The organism is Paenarthrobacter sp. CC6 (assembly GCF_040560085.1).
GTDB classification, from domain to species: Bacteria; Actinomycetota; Actinomycetes; order Actinomycetales; family Micrococcaceae; genus Arthrobacter; species Arthrobacter nicotinovorans.
Genome location: NZ_JARDAN010000007.1, coordinates 124,098 through 144,593, shown reverse-complemented (window position 1 = coordinate 144,593; position 20,496 = coordinate 124,098). Strand labels below are relative to the sequence as shown.

Annotated in this window: 16 protein-coding genes and 1 pseudogene; 4 read left to right on the top strand and 13 right to left on the bottom strand. The window is 61.3% G+C overall.

Features of this window, described 5'->3' with window-relative positions:
- Positions 1–7: 7 nt before the first annotated feature.
- A complete protein-coding gene (locus tag PV760_RS07510) occupies positions 8–469 on the bottom strand; it encodes a winged helix-turn-helix transcriptional regulator (protein ID WP_354627477.1) in 462 nt (153 codons plus the stop codon).
- Positions 470–531: 62 nt separating this feature from the next.
- Between PV760_RS07510 and PV760_RS07505 the strand changes: the two genes are divergently transcribed.
- Positions 532–1,773, top strand: coding sequence for an MFS transporter (locus PV760_RS07505; protein WP_354627476.1), 1,242 nt, complete (start codon positions 532–534; stop codon positions 1,771–1,773).
- A 25-nt stretch (positions 1,774–1,798) separates the two neighbouring features.
- On the top strand, positions 1,799–2,893 hold the full coding sequence (locus PV760_RS07500) for a pyridoxal-phosphate-dependent aminotransferase family protein (RefSeq protein ID WP_354627475.1): 1,095 nt from the start codon (positions 1,799–1,801) through the stop codon (positions 2,891–2,893).
- Between the two features lie 509 nt (positions 2,894–3,402).
- Here the strand turns inward: PV760_RS07500 and PV760_RS07495 are convergent.
- The 11 genes and pseudogenes from PV760_RS07495 to PV760_RS07445 form a co-directional block, all read right to left on the bottom strand.
- Positions 3,403–3,822, bottom strand: a complete 420-nt coding sequence (locus tag PV760_RS07495) for an ATP-binding protein (protein WP_039242974.1) — start codon at positions 3,820–3,822, stop codon at positions 3,403–3,405.
- Positions 3,815–4,147, bottom strand: coding sequence for an STAS domain-containing protein (locus PV760_RS07490; RefSeq protein ID WP_018778728.1), 333 nt, complete (start codon positions 4,145–4,147; stop codon positions 3,815–3,817). Before PV760_RS07490 ends, PV760_RS07495 begins: the two co-directional genes overlap by 8 nt.
- Positions 4,137–6,125 (bottom strand): glycosyltransferase family 2 protein, encoded by a 1,989-nt coding sequence (locus PV760_RS07485; protein WP_039242973.1) that lies wholly within the window; start codon positions 6,123–6,125, stop codon positions 4,137–4,139. The genes PV760_RS07490 and PV760_RS07485 overlap by 11 nt, the downstream gene beginning before the upstream one ends.
- Positions 6,126–6,144: 19 nt before the next feature.
- A complete protein-coding gene (locus PV760_RS07480; RefSeq protein ID WP_110505498.1) occupies positions 6,145–7,263 on the bottom strand; it encodes a PP2C family protein-serine/threonine phosphatase in 1,119 nt (372 codons plus the stop codon).
- A 178-nt stretch (positions 7,264–7,441) separates the two neighbouring features.
- Complete coding sequence (bcp, locus tag PV760_RS07475; RefSeq protein WP_018778731.1) at positions 7,442–7,909, bottom strand: thioredoxin-dependent thiol peroxidase; 468 nt, start codon at positions 7,907–7,909, stop codon at positions 7,442–7,444.
- Between the two features lie 81 nt (positions 7,910–7,990).
- Positions 7,991–8,716, bottom strand: a complete 726-nt coding sequence (locus tag PV760_RS07470) for a winged helix-turn-helix domain-containing protein (protein ID WP_039242970.1) — start codon at positions 8,714–8,716, stop codon at positions 7,991–7,993.
- 11 nt (positions 8,717–8,727) lie between these two features.
- Entirely contained in the window at positions 8,728–10,077 is a 1,350-nt protein-coding gene (gene allB / locus PV760_RS07465) for an allantoinase AllB (RefSeq protein ID WP_018778733.1), read from the bottom strand.
- Complete coding sequence (locus tag PV760_RS07460) at positions 10,070–11,236, bottom strand: glycerate kinase (RefSeq protein ID WP_354627474.1); 1,167 nt, start codon at positions 11,234–11,236, stop codon at positions 10,070–10,072. Before PV760_RS07460 ends, allB begins: the two co-directional genes overlap by 8 nt.
- 25 nt (positions 11,237–11,261) lie before the next feature.
- A complete protein-coding gene (gcl, locus tag PV760_RS07455) occupies positions 11,262–13,037 on the bottom strand; it encodes a glyoxylate carboligase (protein WP_039242967.1) in 1,776 nt (591 codons plus the stop codon).
- 120 nt (positions 13,038–13,157) lie between these two features.
- A pseudogene (locus tag PV760_RS07450) lies at positions 13,158–14,039 on the bottom strand (2-hydroxy-3-oxopropionate reductase); the annotation flags it as partial.
- Between the two features lie 80 nt (positions 14,040–14,119).
- Positions 14,120–14,923 (bottom strand): hydroxypyruvate isomerase family protein, encoded by an 804-nt coding sequence (locus tag PV760_RS07445; protein ID WP_018778737.1) that lies wholly within the window; start codon positions 14,921–14,923, stop codon positions 14,120–14,122.
- 407 nt (positions 14,924–15,330) lie between these two features.
- Between PV760_RS07445 and PV760_RS07440 the strand changes: the two genes are divergently transcribed.
- Both PV760_RS07440 and PV760_RS07435 read left to right on the top strand, forming a co-directional pair.
- Positions 15,331–16,344, top strand: coding sequence for a GmrSD restriction endonuclease domain-containing protein (locus PV760_RS07440; protein WP_354627473.1), 1,014 nt, complete (start codon positions 15,331–15,333; stop codon positions 16,342–16,344).
- On the top strand, positions 16,316–17,002 hold the full coding sequence (locus PV760_RS07435; RefSeq protein ID WP_354627472.1) for a HEPN domain-containing protein: 687 nt from the start codon (positions 16,316–16,318) through the stop codon (positions 17,000–17,002). The genes PV760_RS07440 and PV760_RS07435 overlap by 29 nt, the downstream gene beginning before the upstream one ends.
- 120 nt (positions 17,003–17,122) lie before the next feature.
- On the opposite strand, the gene PV760_RS07430 is transcribed toward PV760_RS07435, so the two are convergent.
- Positions 17,123–20,068, bottom strand: a complete 2,946-nt coding sequence (locus PV760_RS07430) for an NACHT domain-containing protein (protein WP_354627471.1) — start codon at positions 20,066–20,068, stop codon at positions 17,123–17,125.
- Between the last annotated feature and the right edge of the window lie 428 nt (positions 20,069–20,496).

Sequence of the window (20,496 nt, the reverse complement as noted above, 5' to 3'; positions counted from 1 at the left end):
GGGCGCGTCACGGTGCCGGCTGGTCCACTTTGACCACCAGCGTCTCCCGGGGCTGGAGCTCGCTGCCGTCCGGGCCCAGGGGGCGAAGCTGCGGCACCGTCTGACCCGTGGCCGGGGTGACCAAGACGGAGTGGCGTTCGTTGGTGCCGAAGGCGTTCCTCTCGCCCCATTGCCGGAGGCTGAGGATCAGCGTGAAGAGGTCGAGCCCGGCACTTGTGAGTTCGTACTCACTCCGTGTTCCTCGATCGTTGGGAATCCGGGCGAGGATCCCCCTGTCCACCAGGAGTCGCAGGCGGTCCGAGAGGATGTTCTTGGCCACGCCCAGGGACTTCTGGAACTCCGAGAACCGCCGTTTGCCGTCCAGTGAGTCCCGGATGATCAGCAAGGTCCACTTATCGCCTACCAAGTCAGCCGCCCTGGCGACGGGGCACTCGGGGTCTGTCCAGTCCATGTCGATTGGTTGCAACATGAAACCATTCTGCCATAGGGTCATATGGTTGCATATTGAAACCATCTAGCGGGAGGCGCTCTATGAGGAACGGCATTCAGACAAGCACCCCGGCGGGACTGGGCCGTCGTCACTTGCTGTTGCTCGCCGTCGTCGCCGGGTTCATGGTGTCGAACCTCTACTACGGACAACCCCTGCTTGAACGCATCGGAGCGGATGTGGGAATTCCTGTTGCCGGCGTGGGCTGGGTGGTGGCATCGGCCCAGGCCGGGTATCTCCTCGGCCTGGTCCTCGTGGTGCCGCTGGGCGACCTGGTGAACCGCCGGGCACTCATCGCCTTGCAGATCGGGGCCACCTCGGCAGGAGCCACGGCCGTAGCCCTGGCTTCCTCCCCGGCTGCCCTTCTCGTTGGCTTCATGTTCCTGGGCCTGGCATCGTCCGTCGTGCAGACCATCGTGGCGTTCACCGCCGCCTCAAGCACCCCCGCGCAAAGGGGAGGAAACATCGGAACCGTCACTGCCGGCGTCGTGAGTGGCATTATCCTGGCGCGGACAGTGGCGGGAGGCATGACGGATCTCTGGGGTTGGCGCTCGGTCTACGTCCTCGCGGCCGGAGCTGGGGCGGTCCTCGCCGTCGCGGTCTTCCGTACCCTGCCGTCCGACAACCGCGACCGGGGAGAGGTGCGCTACTGGCGGGCCGTTTGCTCCGTCGTCGTGCTGACCCGGAACAATCCCGTATTCCGCACCCGGGCCCTGATTACCATGCTGCTCTTTGCGTCCTTCGGCGTGCTGTGGAGCGGTATGTCGCTGCTCCTGGGCAGTCCGGCCTGGAATCTGCCTCCGGGTGCTATCGGGCTCTTCGGGCTGGCCGGGCTCGTGGGGATACTGGCGGCGTCCAAAGCCGGTGCTGCGGCAGACAGGGGCTGGGGGCAGCGCGTCACTGGGGTGAGCCTCTTTGCTCTCCTGGGTTCATGGCTCGCCTTGTCCATGGGAAGTTGGTCGCTGCTGTGGTTCATCGCCGGAATCATCGTCCTGGACGCTGCGGTGCAGGCTGTCCACGTCAGCAGCCAGACCATGATCGTGGTCGGGGCTGAAGAGTCAGCCAGCAGCATTATTGGGAGCTACATGGTGTTCTACTCAGTAGGCAGCGCGGCTGGGGCTGCGGCTGTAGCGCCGGTGTTTGACGCCTGGGGCTGGGCTGGAGCCAGCGTGCTCGGGGCGGTCTTCGCATTGCTTGCGCTCGCGGTGTGGGGTGCGGACAGGGTCCGGCACGCCAAGAAGCCGGCGGGCTTGGTTAGCTCCGCCCAGCATGCTGGGGCAGAATGACCTCAACCAGCTGAAGGAGTTCGCCATGCCAGACATTCTGACGTCCAGGTTCCTGTTCGGTCCCGGCCCGAGCAATTGCTACCCCGAAGCCATGGCCGCGTTGGCGTACCCCGTACTGGGTCATCTCGACCCTGTGTTCATCGAGCGCCTCGACCACACTTGCGAGGGACTCCGAACCGTCTGGGGCACCTCCAACGCGCGTACTCTTCCGTTGAGTGCCACCGGTTCAGGCGGGATGGAAGCAGCCTTCGTGAACACAGTGACCGACGGCGACGTGGCAGTCATCGCTGTCAACGGACTATTCGGGGTGCGCATGTGCGAGGTCGCCCGGCGCTGCGGGGCAACGGTTGTTCGCGTGGATCACGAGTGGGGCCAGCCTGTGGACGCCGACCGCGTTCTCTCAGCTCATCCCAATCCCAAGGTCATCGCCGCCGTCCACGCTGAGACCTCCGTGGGTGTGCTCTCCGACATCGCTGCCCTCGGTGCGGGCAAGGGCGACGCCCTGCTCATCACCGACGCCGTCACGTCCATCGGCGGACTGGAGCTGTTGGCAGACGACTGGGGGATCGACGTCGGATACGCCGGAACCCAGAAGTGCCTCGGCGTTCCGCCGGGCCTCTCGCCGTTCACGGTGTCCGACCGCGCCTTCGAACGCCGTGTCAAGGACCCGCGCTCCTGGTACCTCGACATTGGCCTGCTCGGCGGTTACGTTGGCGCGGCGAGCGGAGCCCGGACGTACCACCACACTGCGCCGGTCACGATGATCGCAGGCCTCGAAGCCGCACTGGACCGCATCCTGGCGGAGGGCCTGGACGTTGTGCAGGCGCGGCACCGGGCGGCGGGCGCCGCTTTGCAGGACGGGCTGCAGGAAATGGGGCTCGAGCTGTTTGCCGCCGAGGGCTCCCGCCTGCCGAGCCTCACCACGGTCAAAGTGCCCGACGGCGTCAACTCGGCTGCCGTCCGCGCCTACCTCCTGGAGAACTTCAGCATGGAGATCGGCTCGGGGGTTGGGGAGTTCGCGGATACGGTGTGGCGCATCGGCATGATGGGCCCGAACGCTAACAGTGCCTCGGTGACCCTGGTGCTCAATGCGCTGAAGGAAGCGATCGCCAAGGCCTGACGCTCGCTCACATCCCGCGTGCTTGAAATCGACGCTTCCTCACATCCCGCGTGTTTGGTCCTGACGCTTGCTCACATCCCGCGTGTTTGGTCCTGACGCTTGCTCACGTTCCGCGTGTTTGGTCCTGACGCTTGCTCGTCTTCCGGGCCGTGCTGCGGTTACCTGGACACCCGGTTCACTGGAACGCTCGACGGCGGATCCTCCGAGCGCTTCCACGCTGCGTTGCGCTTGGCGAAGGGTCAAGAAAACGCGTTGCGGCTCAAAAGCCGAGGTTGTGACGGAGGGTTGCGTTCAAGCACTTGGGTTGTGAGCAAGGGTTGGGTTGAAGCGCTTGGGTTGTGAGCAAGCGTCCGGTTGAAGCACTTGGGATGTGAGTAAGGGTTGGGTTGAAGCACTTGGGATGTGAGTAAGGGTTGGGTTGAAGCACTTGGGATGTGAGCAAGCGTCCGGTTGAAGCACTTGGGATGTGAGCAAGCGTCCGGCCCAAGCACCCGGGATGTCAGCAAGGGTCAGGTGTTGCGGGTCAGGATCCAGGTGTTCGTGCCGTCCTGGCGCTCGAACGTCACCGTCGTCACCAAAGCTTCGATCAGCGCCAGCCCACGTCCGGACTCTGCCTCCGCATCGGGCATCGAGGCCTGCATGTCGTCGGCGAACGGTTCCCGGGCATTAAAGGCACTCACCCGGGCAATGAGTCGGGCCGGGCGGACGCTGATGTCGACGTCGATCTCCACCGGCTTCTCAGCCACGGGAAGCGCGTGCTGGACGATGTTCGCCGCTGCTTCGATCACGGCGGTGGCGAACGTCATCCTGTCCATGTCGGGCACAAAGGAGGCGTCGTCCCACAGGGAGTCGAGCTCGTTGTGGATGGCTTCGATGGCGTCTTCGTTGGAGGGCCCGTGGTATCCCCGCCGGGCGAGTATGTCAGTCATCGCCGAACGCGGCTTCGGCCGTGGGGTAGGCAGTGAGGACGCGATCCATGTTGGTCAGTTCCAGGACCATTTTGACCTGCGGTTGAACGGCCGCGATCCGAAGGTCACCACCGGCCTGGCGTGCAGCTTTGAGGCAGCCAATGAGCGCCCCCAGGCCCGAGGAATCCATGAAGTCCGTTTCGGCCAGGTTGACCACGACGCGGCTGGACCCGCCGGCCACCACCTCATTCACTACCTCACGCAGCTTGGGCGCGGCCACCATGTTCAGCCGGCCCACGCTCTTCACCTCCGCGTAGGAGTCCTTGACCTCATAGCTAAACGGCATCTGCTTTCCTTTCCTCCGGGCGTTCCGGCCCACCATGCTCGGGCCCATTTTCAGGCACAAAACCCTTGTACAAAACTGCCTTGACCAGCACGCTCAGGACCACGAGGTCGAACGCCACCCAGGCCACGTTCACCAGTGTCCCCAGAGGCTCGGACATTCCGGCGAGCAACCGGATTAGGCCGACAATCAACGCAACAGTCAGCAGCACAGCCACGATGATCTGCGGGCGGATGAGGCTCCAACTCGGGCCGCCGCTCTGCCGCGCCTTGGGGGTGACCGCGAACCCAAGGGGACGGCCGAACCAAACGTTGCGGGCCGCCGTCGTGCAGGCCTTGATCCAGGTGGGGAACAGCGCGAGGCTGTATTGCTGCCCCCGCCAGGTGGGAATCCCGTGCCCGGCCACCAGGAACAGGAGCTGGTTGACCACCATGAACGGGATGAAGCGGATGAAGAAGTCGTAGCTCAAGCTGCTGACTGGAAGGATGCCCAGCGTCAGGTAGATGATGGGAGCGGCGAAGTAGATAACGGCCGCGAATCCGCTGAGGTAGCTCCACATGGTGGAGAAGTACATGAGCCGTTGGCCCCACGACAGACGACGCTGCACCAGGGGGTTCTCGCGGAGCAGGACCTGGATGGTGCCTTGGGCCCAGCGGAGGCGTTGGGTCAGCATGGTCTTGATGTCCTCGGGCGCCAGCCCGTTGGCGAGGATTTCGTGGTGGTACACGCTCTTCCAGCCCAGGCCGTGCAGGCGCATTGCGGTGGCCATGTCCTCGGTGACGGAGATGGTGGCCAGGGGCATGATCGGCTGGGCTTCGTCGGTGCGTTCCACCGAGATGGCGTCCAGGACGGCGTGGACGGACTCGAGCGCACCCAGAGGAGACCAGTCGCGCCCTGACATACGGTCGACGGCGTCACTCGCCACGGTGGTGACGCCCGACTCACCGACGTGGGCAAGTTCCATCGCGGCGATTTCTTCGAGGTCGGATTGGAGCGCGGAGAAGTCGGCGGCCACGAGGGTTCGGACGGCGTCGTCCACTTTGCGGCGGACCCGGTAGGTGATCTCGCTCAGGGATGCTCCGGCTTCGAGTTCCTTCTGGGCGGATTCCGTGGCGGCCTCAACCTCGTTCAGCATCTGCTCCACCAGCGGGTTCTCAGCCTCAGCAGAGCGACGAGCCTTCTTGATGGCGGTCCGGGACGCTGCGAGGGCGCGGCGGACGCTCTTCTCCGTGGCCTTCACGTAGCCCACCAAGCCGAGCTGCATGAGCGCTTCCCTGCGCAGGATCGCGTTGGAGCCGCAGAAGAACGCGGCGTTCCAGCCGTCCTTGCCCTGCTGGATGGGGCCGTAGAACAGGGGTGCTTGGCTGCCCAGGGGATCGTCGGCGGGGACGTTGATGAAGTACTGCGGGGTCTGGACCAGGGCCACGCGGTCGTCGTTGAAGTAGCCCAGCGTCTTGTCCAGGATGTCCGGCTCGGGGATCTGGTCGGCGTCGAGGATCAACAGGTACTCGCCCGAGGTGATCATGAGCGCGTTGTTCAGGTTGCCGGCTTTGGCGTGCCGCGGCATGTCGGGCGTCCAGTCCGCGCCGCGCGTCACGTAGCCGATCCCGTGCGATTCGGCGAGTTGACGCATCTCGGGCCGGTCGCCGTCGTCGAGGATCCAGGTGCTGTGCGGCCAGGTGATCTTCTTGGCGGCCAGTGCTGTGGTCAGCACGAGGTCCAGGGGTTCGTTGTAAGTGGTGATGAAGACGTCCACTGTGGCCGTGTCCGGGGCCGGGGGCGGCGGTTTGCGGAACTTGATGTTCCAGACCGTCAGGCCGAACAACATCACGTCAATCAGGCTGTACGTCTCCGCAATCACCAGCGGGACGGCGATCCACCACGCCTCCCAGTTGAGCGACGCCATCCAGCGCCACGCCACATAGTTGACGCCCAGAATCACTGTCAGGACAACGATCAACCGAGTCCAGAATCGTGTCACATTCCCCCCTTTTGTGGCTTTAGTGCGTAGCGTCGGGTCTGCGGCGGACGACGACGGCGGTCACGTCGTCTTCGGCTGTTGCCGCGGGTGCCAGCTCCAGCAGGGCGGCGCACACTTCGTCCGAGGTAGTCCCGGTACGCGCGGCTTTCTCGACGTTCCGCAGGAAGTCCTCCAGGGAGTCGTGGGCGTCCAGCACACCATCGCTGACGATCACCAGGGAATCTCCCGGCTCCAGGTCCAGCTCCGAAGCCGGCCAGTGCTGTCCGTCCAGGATGCCGACGGGCGGACCGGCGGAGATGAGCCTCTGTGCCGCCCCCTCAGCCGGAATGTGCAGCGCGAGTCCGTGGCCGGCGTCGATATAGCTGAGCTTGCCGGACGCGCTGTCCAGGCGGGCGTGGAACATCGTGGCGAACGAGCCCGACTGGTCGAGGTCGGCGGCGATGGTGAGGCTGGCGGAACCGAAGGCGTCATCAATGGCGGGCGTGTCAGCGACGGACCGCATCACGGCACGGACGGTGGCTGCGATCAGGGCGGCGCCCATTCCCTTGCCCATGGCGTCGGCGAAGGTCAGGTGCATCCCGTCGCGGGTCTGGTACCAGTCGTAGAAGTCCCCGCCAACGCTGCGCGTCGGACGGAAGGCGCCGGCGACGTCGTATCCGTCCAGCCGGACTGTTTCGCGAGGGAGGAGGCTTTGCTGCACAACCGCCGCGCGCTCGAGTTCGTCGCTTTGCCGCGGATCTTCGGCGGGAGCAGCGGGCGTGCGGGCCCGACGGAACAGCGCACGGATGCGGGCTTGGAGTTCTTTGGGGCTGAAGGGCTTGTTGATGTAGTCATCCGCGCCGGTGTCCAAGCCGTTGAGGCGGTCAATTTCGTCGGCCCGGGCGGTGAGCATCAGGACGTAGGCATCCGAGAATTCGCGGAGGCGGCGGCACACTTCCATGCCATCGATGTCTGGGAGGTTGATGTCCAGGGTCACCAGTTCGGCGTTGGTCCTGCGGACGGCCTCGACGCCGGAAAGACCGTCGGGTGCCTCGGTCACCACGAAGTCGAGCTGCTCGAGGACGAGTACGAGGAGGCCGCGGATGTCGGCGTCATCTTCGACGACGACAGCATGGCGAGGGGGCGAGGTTGAGACCATGGCTCCATTAACTAATGATGCTGGGTATTTGTCACGTTTAGTCATGACATATGTAACGCCCGCTCATATGGGTGAGCGGGCGTTACAGGATTTGTTCAGTTTTCTGCCCGAGGGTTTCGCTCAAGCACGCGGGATGTGAGCGAGCGTCGGGTTCAAGCACGCGGGATGTGAGCGAGGGTTAGACGCCCAGCTCTTCCTTGAGCGCCTGGACGTGGCCCTGTGCAGAAACCTGGTACTGGGTGAGCTTCACAGTGCCTTCGCCGTCGAGGACAACGGTGGAGCGGACCAGGCCTTCGACGATTTCGCCGTCCACCAGCTTCTCGCCCCAGGCGCCGTAGGCCAGTGCAACCTTGTGGTCTTCGTCGGAGAGCAGCGGGAAGGTCAGTGCGAATTCGCCGGTGAACTTGGCGAGGGCCTCGGGGCCGTCCGGGGAGATCCCGATGACGTCGTAGCCGTTGCCCTGCAGGCTGGCGAGGTTGTCGCGGAAGTCGCAGGCCTCGGTGGTGCAGCCGGGGGTGGCCGCTTTCGGGTAGAAGTACACAATCACGTTGCGTCCGCGGTAGTCGGACAGCGAGACCTTGGTGCCGTCGGCGTCGAGCAGCGCAAAGTCAGGTGCTTGCGTTCCGACGAGGAGTTTCTGGGTCATGGCGATCCTTTACGTTTCACCGGCAAACGGCCGGCATTGGTCATTCAAAAAACGGATTGTCTAGAAGACAGAACAGCGAAGTTAGATGCTGTATTCCGCAGGTCCGCGCACTGTGGCATAGGGCCCTGGCACGAACTGGTAGCCGCCACCACGGACGGTGGCGACGGTGTGTCGGGCGGAGCCTAGCTTCCGCCGCACCCTTCCAACATAAACGTCGATCGAGCGAAATGCCGCGCCGGGAAGGTCAAATGACTCCAGGAAACGTTGCAATTCTTCACGACTGATGGCCCGTGAGCAGTTCACCACGAGGTAGCGGAGCAGCTTGTATTCCATGCCAGTAAAGGCCACGGGCTCGCCGTCCAGCAGCACTACTTCAGCGGCGAGGTCCACCGCAAGTTGGCTGCGGCGGCTCGCCAACGTTACGGGCTCGACGGCGGTGCTGCCGCCCGCTGAGGCGCCGTCGCCGCCGTCGGAACCTGTCGTGGAACGGGCCTCGGCGAGGGCATCGGCGAGGGAGAGTGTGCCGGTGGTACCGGCGTCGGCGGCTTCCTGCGGAGTGCCGCCCCAGGAAGTGTCGCCGACGCCGGAGTGCTGTGCCCCGATGGCGGGCCAGATGCGGACTTCCGCCTCCGGGGCAAGTTTCATGGCGCGGGCCAGCACCAGTCGTGCTGCCCGCTCCCAGACCTCAGGATCGATCTCGTCGCCCTCGGCCGGGTTGACCCAAAGTGCCAGGCCGCGCGCGTTCAAGCCGGGCCGCCGCGCGGAAGAACCGCGCGACGGGGGCGGCCCGTAGGCATTGACTGCCATGGCGCTGGACCCTAAACGTTGCCGCGGCGGAGCAGCTTGCCGCCGGGGTTCTGGCCGTCGATCGGGGTGCCGCGCAGGTAGGTCTTGCGGACGACGCCGGCGAGCGGACGGCCGTCGTACGGCGTGATCGGGTTCTTGTGCTTGAGCTTGGTGACGTCCACGACGAAGGCTTCGTCCGGGGCGAAGATGGAGAAGTCGGCGTCGTAGCCCAAGGCGAGCTGGCCCTTGTTGTGCAGGCGGGCCAGGGCGGCGGGCTTCTCAGCCATCCACGAGACGACCTGTTCCAGCGGGATGCCGCGGTGGCGCGCTTCGGTCCAGATCAGGGACAGGCCCAGCTGGAGGGAGGAAACGCCGCCCCAGGCCACTGCGAAGTCGCCGTTTTCCAGGTCCTTCAGGTCCAGTGTGGAGGGGGAGTGGTCCGAGACGATGCAGTCGATGGTGCCGTCCTGCAGGCCCTTCCAGAGGAGCTCGCGGTTGGAGGCCTCGCGGATGGGCGGGCAGCACTTGTAGGCCGTGGCGCCGTCGGGGATTTCTTCGGCCATGAGCGTCAGGTAGTGCGGGCAGGTCTCAACGGTGAGGTTGACGCCGTCGCGCTTTGCCGAAGCGATCATGGGAAGCGCGTCGGAGGAGGAGAGGTGCAGGATGTGGGCGCGGGCGCCGGTCCAGCGGGCACGTTCGATGACCTCGGCGATGGCCTTGTTCTCGGCGCCGCGGGGACGGGAAGCCAGGAAGGTCTCGTAGTGGTCGCCCCCCGGGTGCGGGGCGCGGTCGATCGCGTGGGAGTCCTCGGCGTGGACGATCATGAGGGAGTCGAAGGACTTGAGTTCCTTCATGTCCTCTTCCATCTCGTCCGCGTCCAGGTGCGGGAATTCGTCCACGCCGGAGTGAAGGAGGAAGCACTTGAAGCCGAACACGCCTTCGTCGTGCAGCGGGCGGAGGTCGGCCTTGTTGCCGGGGATGGCACCGCCCCAGAATCCGACGTCCACGAACGCCTGGTCCTTGGCGACCACGCGCTTCTGCTCCAGGCCGTCCACGGTGGTGGTGGGCGGGATGCTGTTCAGCGGCATGTCGATGATGGTGGTCACGCCACCGGCGGCTGCGGCACGGGTGGCGGAGGCGAAGCCTTCCCACTCGGTGCGGCCGGGCTCGTTGACGTGGACGTGGGTGTCCACCAGGCCGGGGATGAGGGTTTCGTCGTCTGCGAGTTCGATGACCTCGTTGCCCGTCAGGCCGTTGCCCAGGGGTTCGATGGCGACGATGACGCCGTCGCGGATGCCAACTTCGCGGGCTGCGAGGCCGGCGGTGGTCAGGATGCGCTGGCCCCGGATAACGAGGTCATAGGCGCCGATTGCTTCAGACATTGAGGTACTCCTTGTTTTCGGTCCGTTCCGCCAGGTACACGCCTATGTGCTTACCTAATTGTTCAAGCAACGGACCTGCTTCAGCGATACATTTTTGGACATCTTTTTCCAGATCGGTCAGTGCGTGGACCGTGTGGAAGCCGGCATCCGTGAGTTGTTCCCGGCTCAGGGTACTCCGGCCGCACACTGCGATCACGGGAACCCCGGCCCTTTGTGCCGCCCGCGAGACACCCATGGGCGTCTTGCCGAGCAGGCTTTGCTCGTCCAGGCTGCCTTCTCCGGTGATCACCAGGTCGGCGCCCTTGAGCCTGCGCTCGAGTTCAGTGAATTCAAGCACGACGTCGATGCCCGGCCGCCGCTCGGCCTTCAGTGCCGCGATGGCAATGTAGCCAACGCCGCCTGCGGCTCCAGCGCCTTCTGCCTTAGCGGCGTACTTGGCATGTTGTCCGGTGGTGGCTGCGAGGACGTCGACGAAGTGGCTTGCTGCGGCGTCCAGTTCGGTGACGTCGTCCGGCGTCGCGCCCTTCTGCGGACCGAAGATGGCTGGGGCTCCGCTGGCCCCCAGAAGGGGATTGTCGACGTCGGACGCCAACACGAACTCCGTTGCCTCGACTCGGACGTCGAAGTTGGAGAAGTCGATTGCGTCGATGTCCGCGAGAGCGGCACCGCCGCCGGGGAGCTCGTTGCCGTCTTTGTCCAGGAACACGGCGCCGAGGCCCTGCAGGACGCCCGCGCCGGCATCGGTGTTGGCGCTGCCGCCCACACCCAGGATGATCTTGCGGCAGCCGAGGTCCAGCGCGGCCCGGATGAGTTCGCCCGTGCCTATGCTGGTGGCTGTCTTTGCCGTCTGCGACGTCGGGCCGTCCGGGAGGAGGGCGAGACCGGAAGCTGCCGCCATTTCGATGACAGCTTCCTGGTCCCGCACCGCGAAGTCGGCCTTCACAGGCTCGCCGAGCGGGCCGGTGACGGTGGTGGTCCGGCGGGTGAAGCCGGAGCCGATGGCGGCGTCGATGGTTCCTTCGCCGCCGTCGGCCACCGGAATGCGTGTTGCTTCAATGCCGTGGCCGAAGCCTGCCAGCAGGCCTGTTGCCAGGTGCTCGGCGACGTCGGGCGCGGACAGCGAGCCCTTGAATTTGTCCGGGGCGATGACAACACGCATTCCGGTGCCTCCTTCCTTTACTTACTTACGCTTTGGCCAGGATCGCGGTGGGTGCGTCCGCCGCGGTCTCTGCCAGCTCTTCGAACTCGTTCACGCCGTTGATCTCAACGCCCATGGAGATGTTGGTGATCTTTTCCAGGATCACTTCAACCACCACGGGAACCTTGAACTCGCCCATCAATGCCTTGGCCTTGTCGAAAGCGGCGGGCAGGTCGTTCGGGTCCTCAACGCGGATGGCCTTGCAGCCCAGGCCTTCAGCAACCTTGATGTGGTCAACGCCGTAGCCATTTGTCTCCGGGCTGTTGATGTTTTCGAAAGCCAGGGAAACGTTCTGTTCCATGTTGAAGCCGCGCTGGCTCTGACGGATCAGGCCCAGGTAGCTGTTGTTCACCACAACGTGGATGTACGGCAGGTTGAACTGTGCGCCAACGGCCAGTTCCTCGATCATGAACTGGAAGTCGTAGTCACCGGACAGGGCAACAACGGTGGCGTCCGGGGTACCCCTCACTACGCCGAGTGCTGCCGGAGCGGTCCAACCCAGCGGGCCGGCCTGGCCGGCGTTGATCCACTTGCGGGCGCCGAACACGTGCAGCATCTGCGCGCCGGCGATCTGCGACAGGCCAATGGTGGACACGTAGGTGGTGTCGCGGCCGAAGGCCTTGTTCATCTCCTGGTACACACGCTGCGGCTTGATGGGCACGTTGTCGAAGTTGGTCTTGCGGTGCAGGGAACCCTTGCGCTCCTGGCACTCGGCAACCCAACCCGAGTAGTCCGGCAGGGTCTTAGCTGCCTGGCGTTCGCGAGCCAGCTCCAACAGACCGTCCAGCGCCGCACCGGCGTCGGACGCAATGCCCAAGTCCGGAGAGAACACGCGACCGATCTGCGTCGGCTCGATGTCGATGTGCACGAACTTACGGCCGGCCGTGTAGGTGTCCAAGCCGCCGGTGTGACGGTTGGCCCAACGGTTGCCGATACCAATCACGAAGTCGCTCTGCAGGAAGGTCTCGTTGCCATAGCGGTGGGAGGTCTGCAGGCCAACCATGCCGGCCATCAGCTGGTGGTCGTCCGGGATGGCGCCCCAGCCCATCAGCGTGGGGATTACGGGAACGTTCAGGATCTCGGCCAGTTCAACCAGCTGAGCGGAAGCGCCGGCGTTGATGATGCCGCCACCGGCAACGATCAGCGGGTGCTTGGCTGCGGTCAACAGGTCCAGTGCCTTTTCCAGCTGCTTGCGGGAAGCCTTGGGCTTCTCCACCGGCAGGGGCTCGTAGGCGTCGATGTCGAACTCGATCTCGGCCATCTGGACGTCGATGGGCAGGTCCAGCAGGACCGGGCCCGGGCGACCCGAGCGCATCAGCTGGAACGCCTTCTGGAACGCCCCGGGAACCTGGCCCGGCTCCAGGATGGTCATGGCGAACTTGGTCAACGGCTTGGCGATGGACTCGATGTCCACAGCCTGGAAGTCTTCCTTGTGCAGCTTGGCAACGGGTGCCTGGCCGGTGATGCAGAGGATCGGGATGGAATCAGCCTGGGCTGCGTACAGTCCGGTGATCATGTCCGTGCCAGCGGGGCCCGACGTGCCGATGCAGATGCCGATGTTGCCATCAGCAGCGCGGCTGTAGCCGTCAGCCATGTGGCTGGCGCCTTCAACGTGGCGGGCCAGCGTGTGGCGGATGCCGCCGTGGGCACGCATTGCGGAATAGAAGGGGTTGATCGCTGCGCCTGGCAGGCCGAAAGCCTCGGTGGCGCCTTCCTTTTCCAGGATGGCGACTGCCGCGTCAACGGTGCGCATCTTAGCCATGGTGTACTCCTTGAAGTCTGTTTTTGGGTGTGCTGAAGCGAGTTTGTGTACAGATAACGCCTTCTAGAAGGCGTTTTCCGGGCGTCAGCTGTACACAAACTCATTTGCCGTGGGGGCTGGTTACTTCCGGCCGCTGAGCTGGAGGACCTGCTTGAAGAGGCCCGAGTGGTCGAGGCCGCCGTCGCCCTGGTTGACGGTTGCGGCGACGAGCTGTGCGACGACGGCGCCGAGCGGGACAGCGACGTTGGCTTCGCGGGCTGCGGAGGTGACGATGCCGAGGTCCTTGTGGTGGAGGGCCAGGCGGAAGCCGGGGTCGAAGTTGCGGTCGAGCATCTTCTGACCCTTCTGGTCGAGGACCTTCGAGCCGGCCAAGCCGCCGCCCAGGACCTTCAGTGCTGCGTCGGTGTCTACGCCGTAGGCCTCAAGGAAGGCGATGGCCTCGCCGAGGACCTGGATGTTGACGGCTACGATCAGCTGGTTGGCTGCCTTGACGGTCTGGCCTGAGCCGGACGGGCCGACGTGGACGATGGTCTTGCCCACTGCGTTGAGGACATCCTGTGCTGCCTCGAAGTCTGCAGCTTCGCCGCCGACCATGATGGACAGGACGGCGTCGATGGCGCCCTGTTCGCCGCCGGATACGGGAGCGTCGAGCGGGCGGATGCCGGCTGCTACTGCGTCGTCCGAGAGGCGCTTTGCGACGTCCGGGCGGATGCTGGATGCGTCGATCCAGAGGGTGCCCTTCTTCGCGTTGGCGAAGACGCCGTCCTTGCCACTGACTACGCCCTCAACATCGGGGGAGTCCGGGACCATGGTGATGACGACGTCGGCGTCCTTGACTGCGTCAGCGATGCTCGTGGCACCCTGGCCGCCTTCGGAGACGAGCTTGTCGATCTTGTCCTGGCTGCGATTGAAACCGGTGACCGTGTGGCCGGCCTTGACGAGGTTGATGGCCATGGGGAGGCCCATGATTCCGAGGCCGATGACTGCAACGTTGCTCATTGTGGTTCTCTTTCTGAAAGTCTGTGTTTTAACTCGTGCGGGCTATTTGGTGAGCGCCGCCGCTTTGGTGAGTGCCGCCGTCGTTAGTTGGCGTTGGCGCGCTGGCGGATGGCCCAGCTGAAAGCCGTCTCCTGCGGTTCCTTGTACTCGAGGCCGATGTAGCCGTCGTAGCCGAGTTCGCGGCTGCGGGCGATCCATTCGCCGAGGGGGAGCGTGCCGGTTCCGGGAGCTCCGCGGCCGGGGTTGTCGGCGATCTGGATGTGGCCGAAGTCCTTGGCATGGTTCTCGATGACGGATTCGACGTCGTCGCCGTTGACTGCCAGGTGGTAGAAGTCGGCGAGGAGCTTGATGTTCTGTGCGCCGGATTCTGCCTTGACGCGGGCGATGACCTTGAGTGCGTCTTCGGCGGTGAGGAGCGGGTACTTGGGTGCGCCGCTGACCGGTTCGAGGAGGACGGTGCCGCCGATGCGGGCGACGCCTTCTGCTGCTGCGGCGAGGTTCTTTGCCGCGAGTTCGTCCTGCTCTTCAGGGGTGAACTCGTCCTGGCGGTTGCCGTAGAGGGCGTTGAAGGCCTTGCAGCCCAGGCGCTCACCGATGCCGGCTACGACATCGATGTTGTCCTTGAACTCGGAGCAACGTCCCTTCCAGGAAACCAGGCCGCGGTCACCGCCCGGCATGTTGCCCGCGTTGAAGTTCAGGCCGGTGAGCTGAACGCCGGCGTCCTTGATGGCTGTTTCAAACTCGGTTACTTGTGCGTCGCTGGGGACGGAGGTCTCGAAGGGCCACCAGAACTCGACGGCGTCAAAACCGGCTGCCTTCGCGGCGGCGGGGCGCTCGAGCAAGGGCAGCTCCGTCAGGAGGATGGAGCAGTTCACTGTGTACGTCATCGTAGGTCCTTCCGAGGAGGGGCTTTGATCTATCTTCCTGCTGCTTGGCTGCTGCCTTGGTGTCGGCCTCAGTTTCCGCTTTGTGGAATTTAGATTCTGCTTTATGAAAAGTTTAGGGAAGGCGGGGGTGGGAGTCAAGGGGGTGGGTGGGGGAGTGGGGGTTTGGGATACCAAGTGGCGGGTTCTGGCTTCGGGGTCGCCCTTTCTACTAAGGCTTAACTGGGATGGCGGAGCCAGAAATTCAGCAGTGTTAAGGGTGGATGTCGCCCCACGCTTCAGTGCGAGACCCGACGCGCTTGGTTATGACGTGGCCTCTCGGGATACTGTGTTCGGGTGGAAAGGAGACCACCTTGGTCCGAGCGAAGCCCGAGCAGCAGCGTGCTCAGTTGGAGATACAGCGTCGGCAGGTGGACTTCGACACTTACGACGTCACAGTGGACGAGCTGCTGCGACGGGTCTCGCGAGGGCGGATCGATATTGCACCCATATACCAGCGACAGTTCCGCTGGCCCATCGGTCGGCAATCGAGGCTTGTCGAATCGGTTCTCCTAGGGATCCCTGTTCCCCCACTCTTTATGGCCACGAACACAGACTCGGCAGTCGGAAGTTCCTGGGAAGTAGTGGACGGTTTGCAACGTCTACTCAGCCTGGTGAACTTCGCTGGCGACGACGATGCGCGAGCCGCCGCTGGGCTTACGGGACATTCGGCGAGACTGACCGAATTGGAAAAGTTGACGGACTTTGAAGGTCTCTCGTTTTCTGATTTACCAAAAGATATCCAGACAGGTCTCGAAGATCGGCCCATGAAAGTCATCGTTCTCAACGATAAGAGCGATCTTCAGGTGCGGTTTGATCTTTTTGAACGCCTGAACACCGGTGGCATTGTGCTATCAGCGCATGAGATCCGACAGAGCGTGTTCCGCGGTGATTTTATTGATAAACTCGCGTATCTCTCGCAGTCCCCCGATTTCACGAACTTTGTTGTTCTACCGGAGGGGCGCTGGAAAGACGGGACACCTCAGGACTTTGTCCTACGATTTTTTGCATTCTTGAATCGCTATACCTCATTTGATCATTCGGTACAAGACTTCTTGAATGAATATGCCTCAGAAATGGTCGAAGGGGGGCTGAGTGACGAAAATCTAGCAAGATTTGGGACCACGTTTGCCTTTCTTAGAAGAGCTTTCCCAGACGGGCTTAAGACGCGGAAGGGAGCAACACCGGTTAATCTATTTGAGGCTGTCACGGTGGGTGCGGCGCTTGCATTGGCAAAGAAACCTACGTTGGAACCTGTAGCTAATCCGACGTGGATCTCGTCTGATGAGCTGAGGTCATTCACCACCGGTGCAACGAACAGCCGACCTCGTGTGCGAGGACGCATCGAATACTGCCGTGATCGATTCCTTGAATCCGATGCTTGATTTGTCGCTCCATAGGACTGACTTTGGAATAAGACTTCAGTCGGCGAAAAATCTGGTCGTGGCCGGGGAAGTTTCGGTTGGCACTACCGGAGATATTTCTCGTGAAACGCGAGGGCTGGCCATTGTGTTAGTTTTCGCCGCCTACGAGAATTTGCTCAAGAAGATCGTAACGTCAGTACTGGAGCAGGTTGCTGGTTCGAAGGCGGGGAACGGACGCCTCAAGCCTGGCTTCAAGGTAGTTGCCGCAAGTAGTAAAATTCAAGGCCTTTTGAACTCAAACCGCAAGCATCTGTGGACGGGTAAAGGGCAGGAACTCATGGAGCTGGCTACCTCCGGTCGGCACTTGAGTATTCAGACGACAGTTTTCCCCTCGGATGGTTCCTTTATGAAACGGAGTCAAATATCGACTGTTTGTGATCTATTCCACCTAGGGGACCCCTCCGTTCCGTTGTACGGAATATGGGACGACATCAATGGGATCGTTCGGTACCGCAATGCAATTGCGCATGGTGAACAAAGGGCGGATGAGGTAGGCCGCAATTACTCCTACCAAGAGACCTTAGATCTCATTGATGACTGGAGTAGGTGCTGGAACGCATTCATTGACTGGATTGAGATTCAATGCACGACATCAGCATACTTTCTCTTGCCTAGGTAGCTTGAAATCCTGTGTAGGAGTCTAGTGACCTAGATATGACCTGACATAGGGAAGCGCGGGCCGCTGGAATCCGGGCGCACCCCATTCAGAACATACGTATGCGCACAGTATGCGTCAGCATCACGATTGGGCTCGATCTGTAATGTGAATCTTACCGCTCGTCCAAGCATCTCTAAAGGTCTTACGTTCACCGTCGAAGCTATCGAAGGGCGTATTGCTGAACACATCTGCAGTAGGTAGCGTGGTCGATGAACGGTGCAGGAGGAGCCGGTCTGTAAAATCATCAGCGCCGTCGGAGGAGCGGTGGGCCCCTCTTATGAGGTGCTCCTTAACTTCAAGCATGGCGCATAGAAGTACCCAGACCGCCCAAGCAACATCATCATCGTTTTCGAATTGCTCCGAATCATGCGCCCAGACCCACCTGTGCATCCAGATGTCGGCTTCCAAAGGCATACTTAACCAGGGTGTTTCAGCGGCAGGATCCAGTTGCCTGCCAAGCTGGCGAAGTTGACTGAAACGCCGTTGCTTTAGGTCTGGGTTGGACGTCCAGGCCTTATTTCCGAGAATTACTGAGGCCCAGTCCAAATAGGAACCTCCAAACAGGCTGATCGACTGGGCTTCGAAGAGGGGATCGAGAAGCCGACCATTCCAATTTTTAGCTTTGTCCAGATAAGCATCCATGTCTATGTGACCGAGCAGTAGTGCAATCCGCCACATGTCCTTTTCCCACGGACCCTCCTCAAGGAGGAGCTGCAAATTGTCTTGGACTTGACGGTCGGCCCACGCCTTCCACCATTCCGTAGCATGGCCCTGAGGTTCAAGACGGTGACCTGCCATCCTCCATGAGGCGAGAAGAAGCCGGCCAAAGGTTTGGCGCTCCTCATTGTCTTCGCGAGAAAAGTGTTGAAGTCCTTCCAGAAGGGCGTCCGCGACAACGGATCGCATTTCTGGAAGTATCTGAACAGCTCGAAAAATGGAGGGTGACCCACCTCCCGTCGCCTTGCCGGAAATGCTTAAATTATATGAAGAATCTAAAGAGGCATTGACAAGGCGGCGCAATGTTTGAGGCTTGGCGGGCAAGAACGTTAAGCAGCGCCATATGAAGCTATGGATGCTGTCGCGACTGGCATTACTTCGCCGTCGCTTCTCACTTAGAAGCACTTCAAAAATGCGTGTAGCTCCGTCTTTTGAGTGCTTGTTCGATATTTGAACTGCCAACTGGGCGACAACGTCCCATTCTTGTTTTGCCAAATGAGGTCGAAGAACCTTTGCGACCTCCGTTGGCCCGTCTGTTATACGAGTAAGTTCAAAAGCGGCGAAGTACTCCATGAATGTGCGATGCGTGAACTTAAAGAGTGCCTCACCATCTTTGGTTGTCCCGGCATCAGTGAATACCCACGCTCGACCGCGACAAAACTCAACAAACTCCTTAGCCGCAAGAGTGCGTTCTTTTGCATTTTCGAAAGTGCTCGCCAAAAACTCAGACGTTTCAGCAACAAGATCTGATTCTGTTACAGCTTCGGTTCCCGCCTGGTCTGTCAGCATCCAGTATGCGAGGTGCTTTATTGCGGCATCCACTTCATTGCTGGCGCGGAGCTCAACAAATATCTTTCTGTCACTATCCCATCTCTGGAAGAGAAGTAACGCGCAGTTTTCATATACTGCAGGTCGATTCTTTGGTATATATCCTTGACCTAGGTAAATGATACATAGGAGTGCCAGCATCAGCGGTGTTGAAGTTAGATCGGGGACATTCGAACTCTCATCTATAAAGTTGCTGACGGCCGTGTCAAGCTCCCCACCATCAAGTGCCTCTACACTCATGAACCAGTTGCGAACATAAAGGGCTACATCGTCCGCTTCGAAGCCACCGAGGACATAGGACCTAAAAGTCGAAGGATCCAACTGTGCTTGTTCGTAACCGACTCGTCTGGAAGTGACTAGTGCCTGCGAGAGGGGATACCGCTCGGAGAAGAGCTCGACGCGCTGGGTCACCTCACGGCGCTTGGTCGTGTCGATCAGTTCATCGAGCCCATCAAAGATCACAAGGGCCTCGCCGTTCAGAAGCAGGTGTTCGATAGCACCCTCCGGCGGCGTGCATTGATAAAGGGTAGAGCAGCGTTCCTCTATGTAGCTAGAGATCGACTTTTCGATGTCGTCATCTTTTGCGAAGTCCCGCAGAACAATAATAAACGGGAGTCGTGCCCGGTCATCTTTGGCATTCTTATAAGCTATATAACTAGCGGCGGTGGATTTTCCTCCGCCGGGGTCACCCAGAAGTACGGTGCGGTTTATATTATTTGCAAATTCATCTAGGTTCCACTCCTGATCTTCGTCATTCAGGTTTTTTGACTGGATAGATGGGGGAACGTAAAGCAAATCCATGGGGACTTTGCGTTTCCGCTCTAGGTCTGGCGGGCTTATAAATCCATGCGCCGCGGCCGCTTGATGTCGATAATCCTGCATCCATGTCTTGAGATGCCGGTAATTGCTAGGCGAGTCGTAGCGGCTGAGTAGCGAGTTGTGTCGGTCTATAGCTTGCATCGTTGCATCTATAAGGCTGGCCGCTGCTAGCGTTTGCATTTGCTCAAAACCAGTTGGATCAATCAAGCGGTATTCATTTATTATACGAGTTATTGCATTTTCTAGTTTAGCAAGAACAGCTTCAGCGAACTTCTTAATATCTGGGGATGACTCCAATTGCAGCTGCTGTAAGAGTGAGAGTTGAAAGTTCTCGCGGATCGTCGCAAGTCTCTTAGGTGCCGTGTGAACGAGGTGGCCGGAGATTAGTTCTTGGGTAACGCTTTTGGTTGGCAGTGAAGTCAGGGTCTCTTCAATTCTTGCAAGTGAAACACCTGAAGGCAGATCTTGAAGAAGGCCAATGAGTGAGAGTTGATCTGTAAAATCTAAAGACTGAATTAATTGCAAAAGCACTTCAGCCTTTTTCTTGTTACGTTTGGTGAAGGGGTTGACCCCGGTCCACAACTGCTCCCCAGCTTTCTTGGCTGCGGCCGTAACTGCGGCTTCAATAGACTTGATCGCGACGGCTTCAATGATACCGGTCACCGTCTTCTCCTCGATAGATGCGGACTTCAGCTTTACTATATAACCCAGCAATGCAAGTAGCTGCCGCGACTACTTCTTACTTGCTCACAAAGAGCAGTCCGGGATGTCATGCGCTCATCCTGAGGTATTGCGTCCGTGGTGTGTCCGTACCTGTCATTGCCGGGTACTTTGGCTAAGCGGCCTTCTGTATATCTGAGCGTGGTCGAACGGTACGTCCGGAGGACTCTTGCGGGTCCGATCTTGCATACAGGGAAATTAGTGTCTTTGGAATTCCCTTTTGAGCGTTCGCAGTCGACTGAGATCAAGTAGCGGGATCAGCCCGCTGTCATGCCCTCCAGACATGGCTGCACGGTAGAAACCACCCGAGGGCGCAGGTTGTGATCGGGGCCATCCGCCCAGCAGCCGCCCAACCTTCGTGCCCGGTACAT

Excerpts from the sequence above, each read along its gene's own strand:
- PV760_RS07510 (WP_354627477.1), bottom strand. The coding sequence starts at position 469 with ATGTTGCAACCAATCGACATGGACTGGACAGACCCCGAGTGCCCCGTC.
- PV760_RS07505 (WP_354627476.1), top strand. The coding sequence starts at position 532 with ATGAGGAACGGCATTCAGACAAGCACCCCGGCGGGACTGGGCCGTCGT.
- PV760_RS07500 (WP_354627475.1), top strand. The coding sequence starts at position 1,799 with ATGCCAGACATTCTGACGTCCAGGTTCCTGTTCGGTCCCGGCCCGAGC.
- PV760_RS07495 (WP_039242974.1), bottom strand. The coding sequence starts at position 3,822 with ATGACTGACATACTCGCCCGGCGGGGATACCACGGGCCCTCCAACGAA.
- PV760_RS07490 (WP_018778728.1), bottom strand. The coding sequence starts at position 4,147 with ATGCCGTTTAGCTATGAGGTCAAGGACTCCTACGCGGAGGTGAAGAGC.
- PV760_RS07480 (WP_110505498.1), bottom strand. The coding sequence starts at position 7,263 with ATGGTCTCAACCTCGCCCCCTCGCCATGCTGTCGTCGTCGAAGATGAC.
- bcp (WP_018778731.1), bottom strand. The coding sequence starts at position 7,909 with ATGACCCAGAAACTCCTCGTCGGAACGCAAGCACCTGACTTTGCGCTG.
- PV760_RS07470 (WP_039242970.1), bottom strand. The coding sequence starts at position 8,716 with ATGGCAGTCAATGCCTACGGGCCGCCCCCGTCGCGCGGTTCTTCCGCG.
- allB (WP_018778733.1), bottom strand. The coding sequence starts at position 10,077 with ATGTCTGAAGCAATCGGCGCCTATGACCTCGTTATCCGGGGCCAGCGC.
- PV760_RS07460 (WP_354627474.1), bottom strand. The coding sequence starts at position 11,236 with ATGCGTGTTGTCATCGCCCCGGACAAATTCAAGGGCTCGCTGTCCGCG.
- gcl (WP_039242967.1), bottom strand. The coding sequence starts at position 13,037 with ATGGCTAAGATGCGCACCGTTGACGCGGCAGTCGCCATCCTGGAAAAG.
- PV760_RS07445 (WP_018778737.1), bottom strand. The coding sequence starts at position 14,923 with ATGACGTACACAGTGAACTGCTCCATCCTCCTGACGGAGCTGCCCTTG.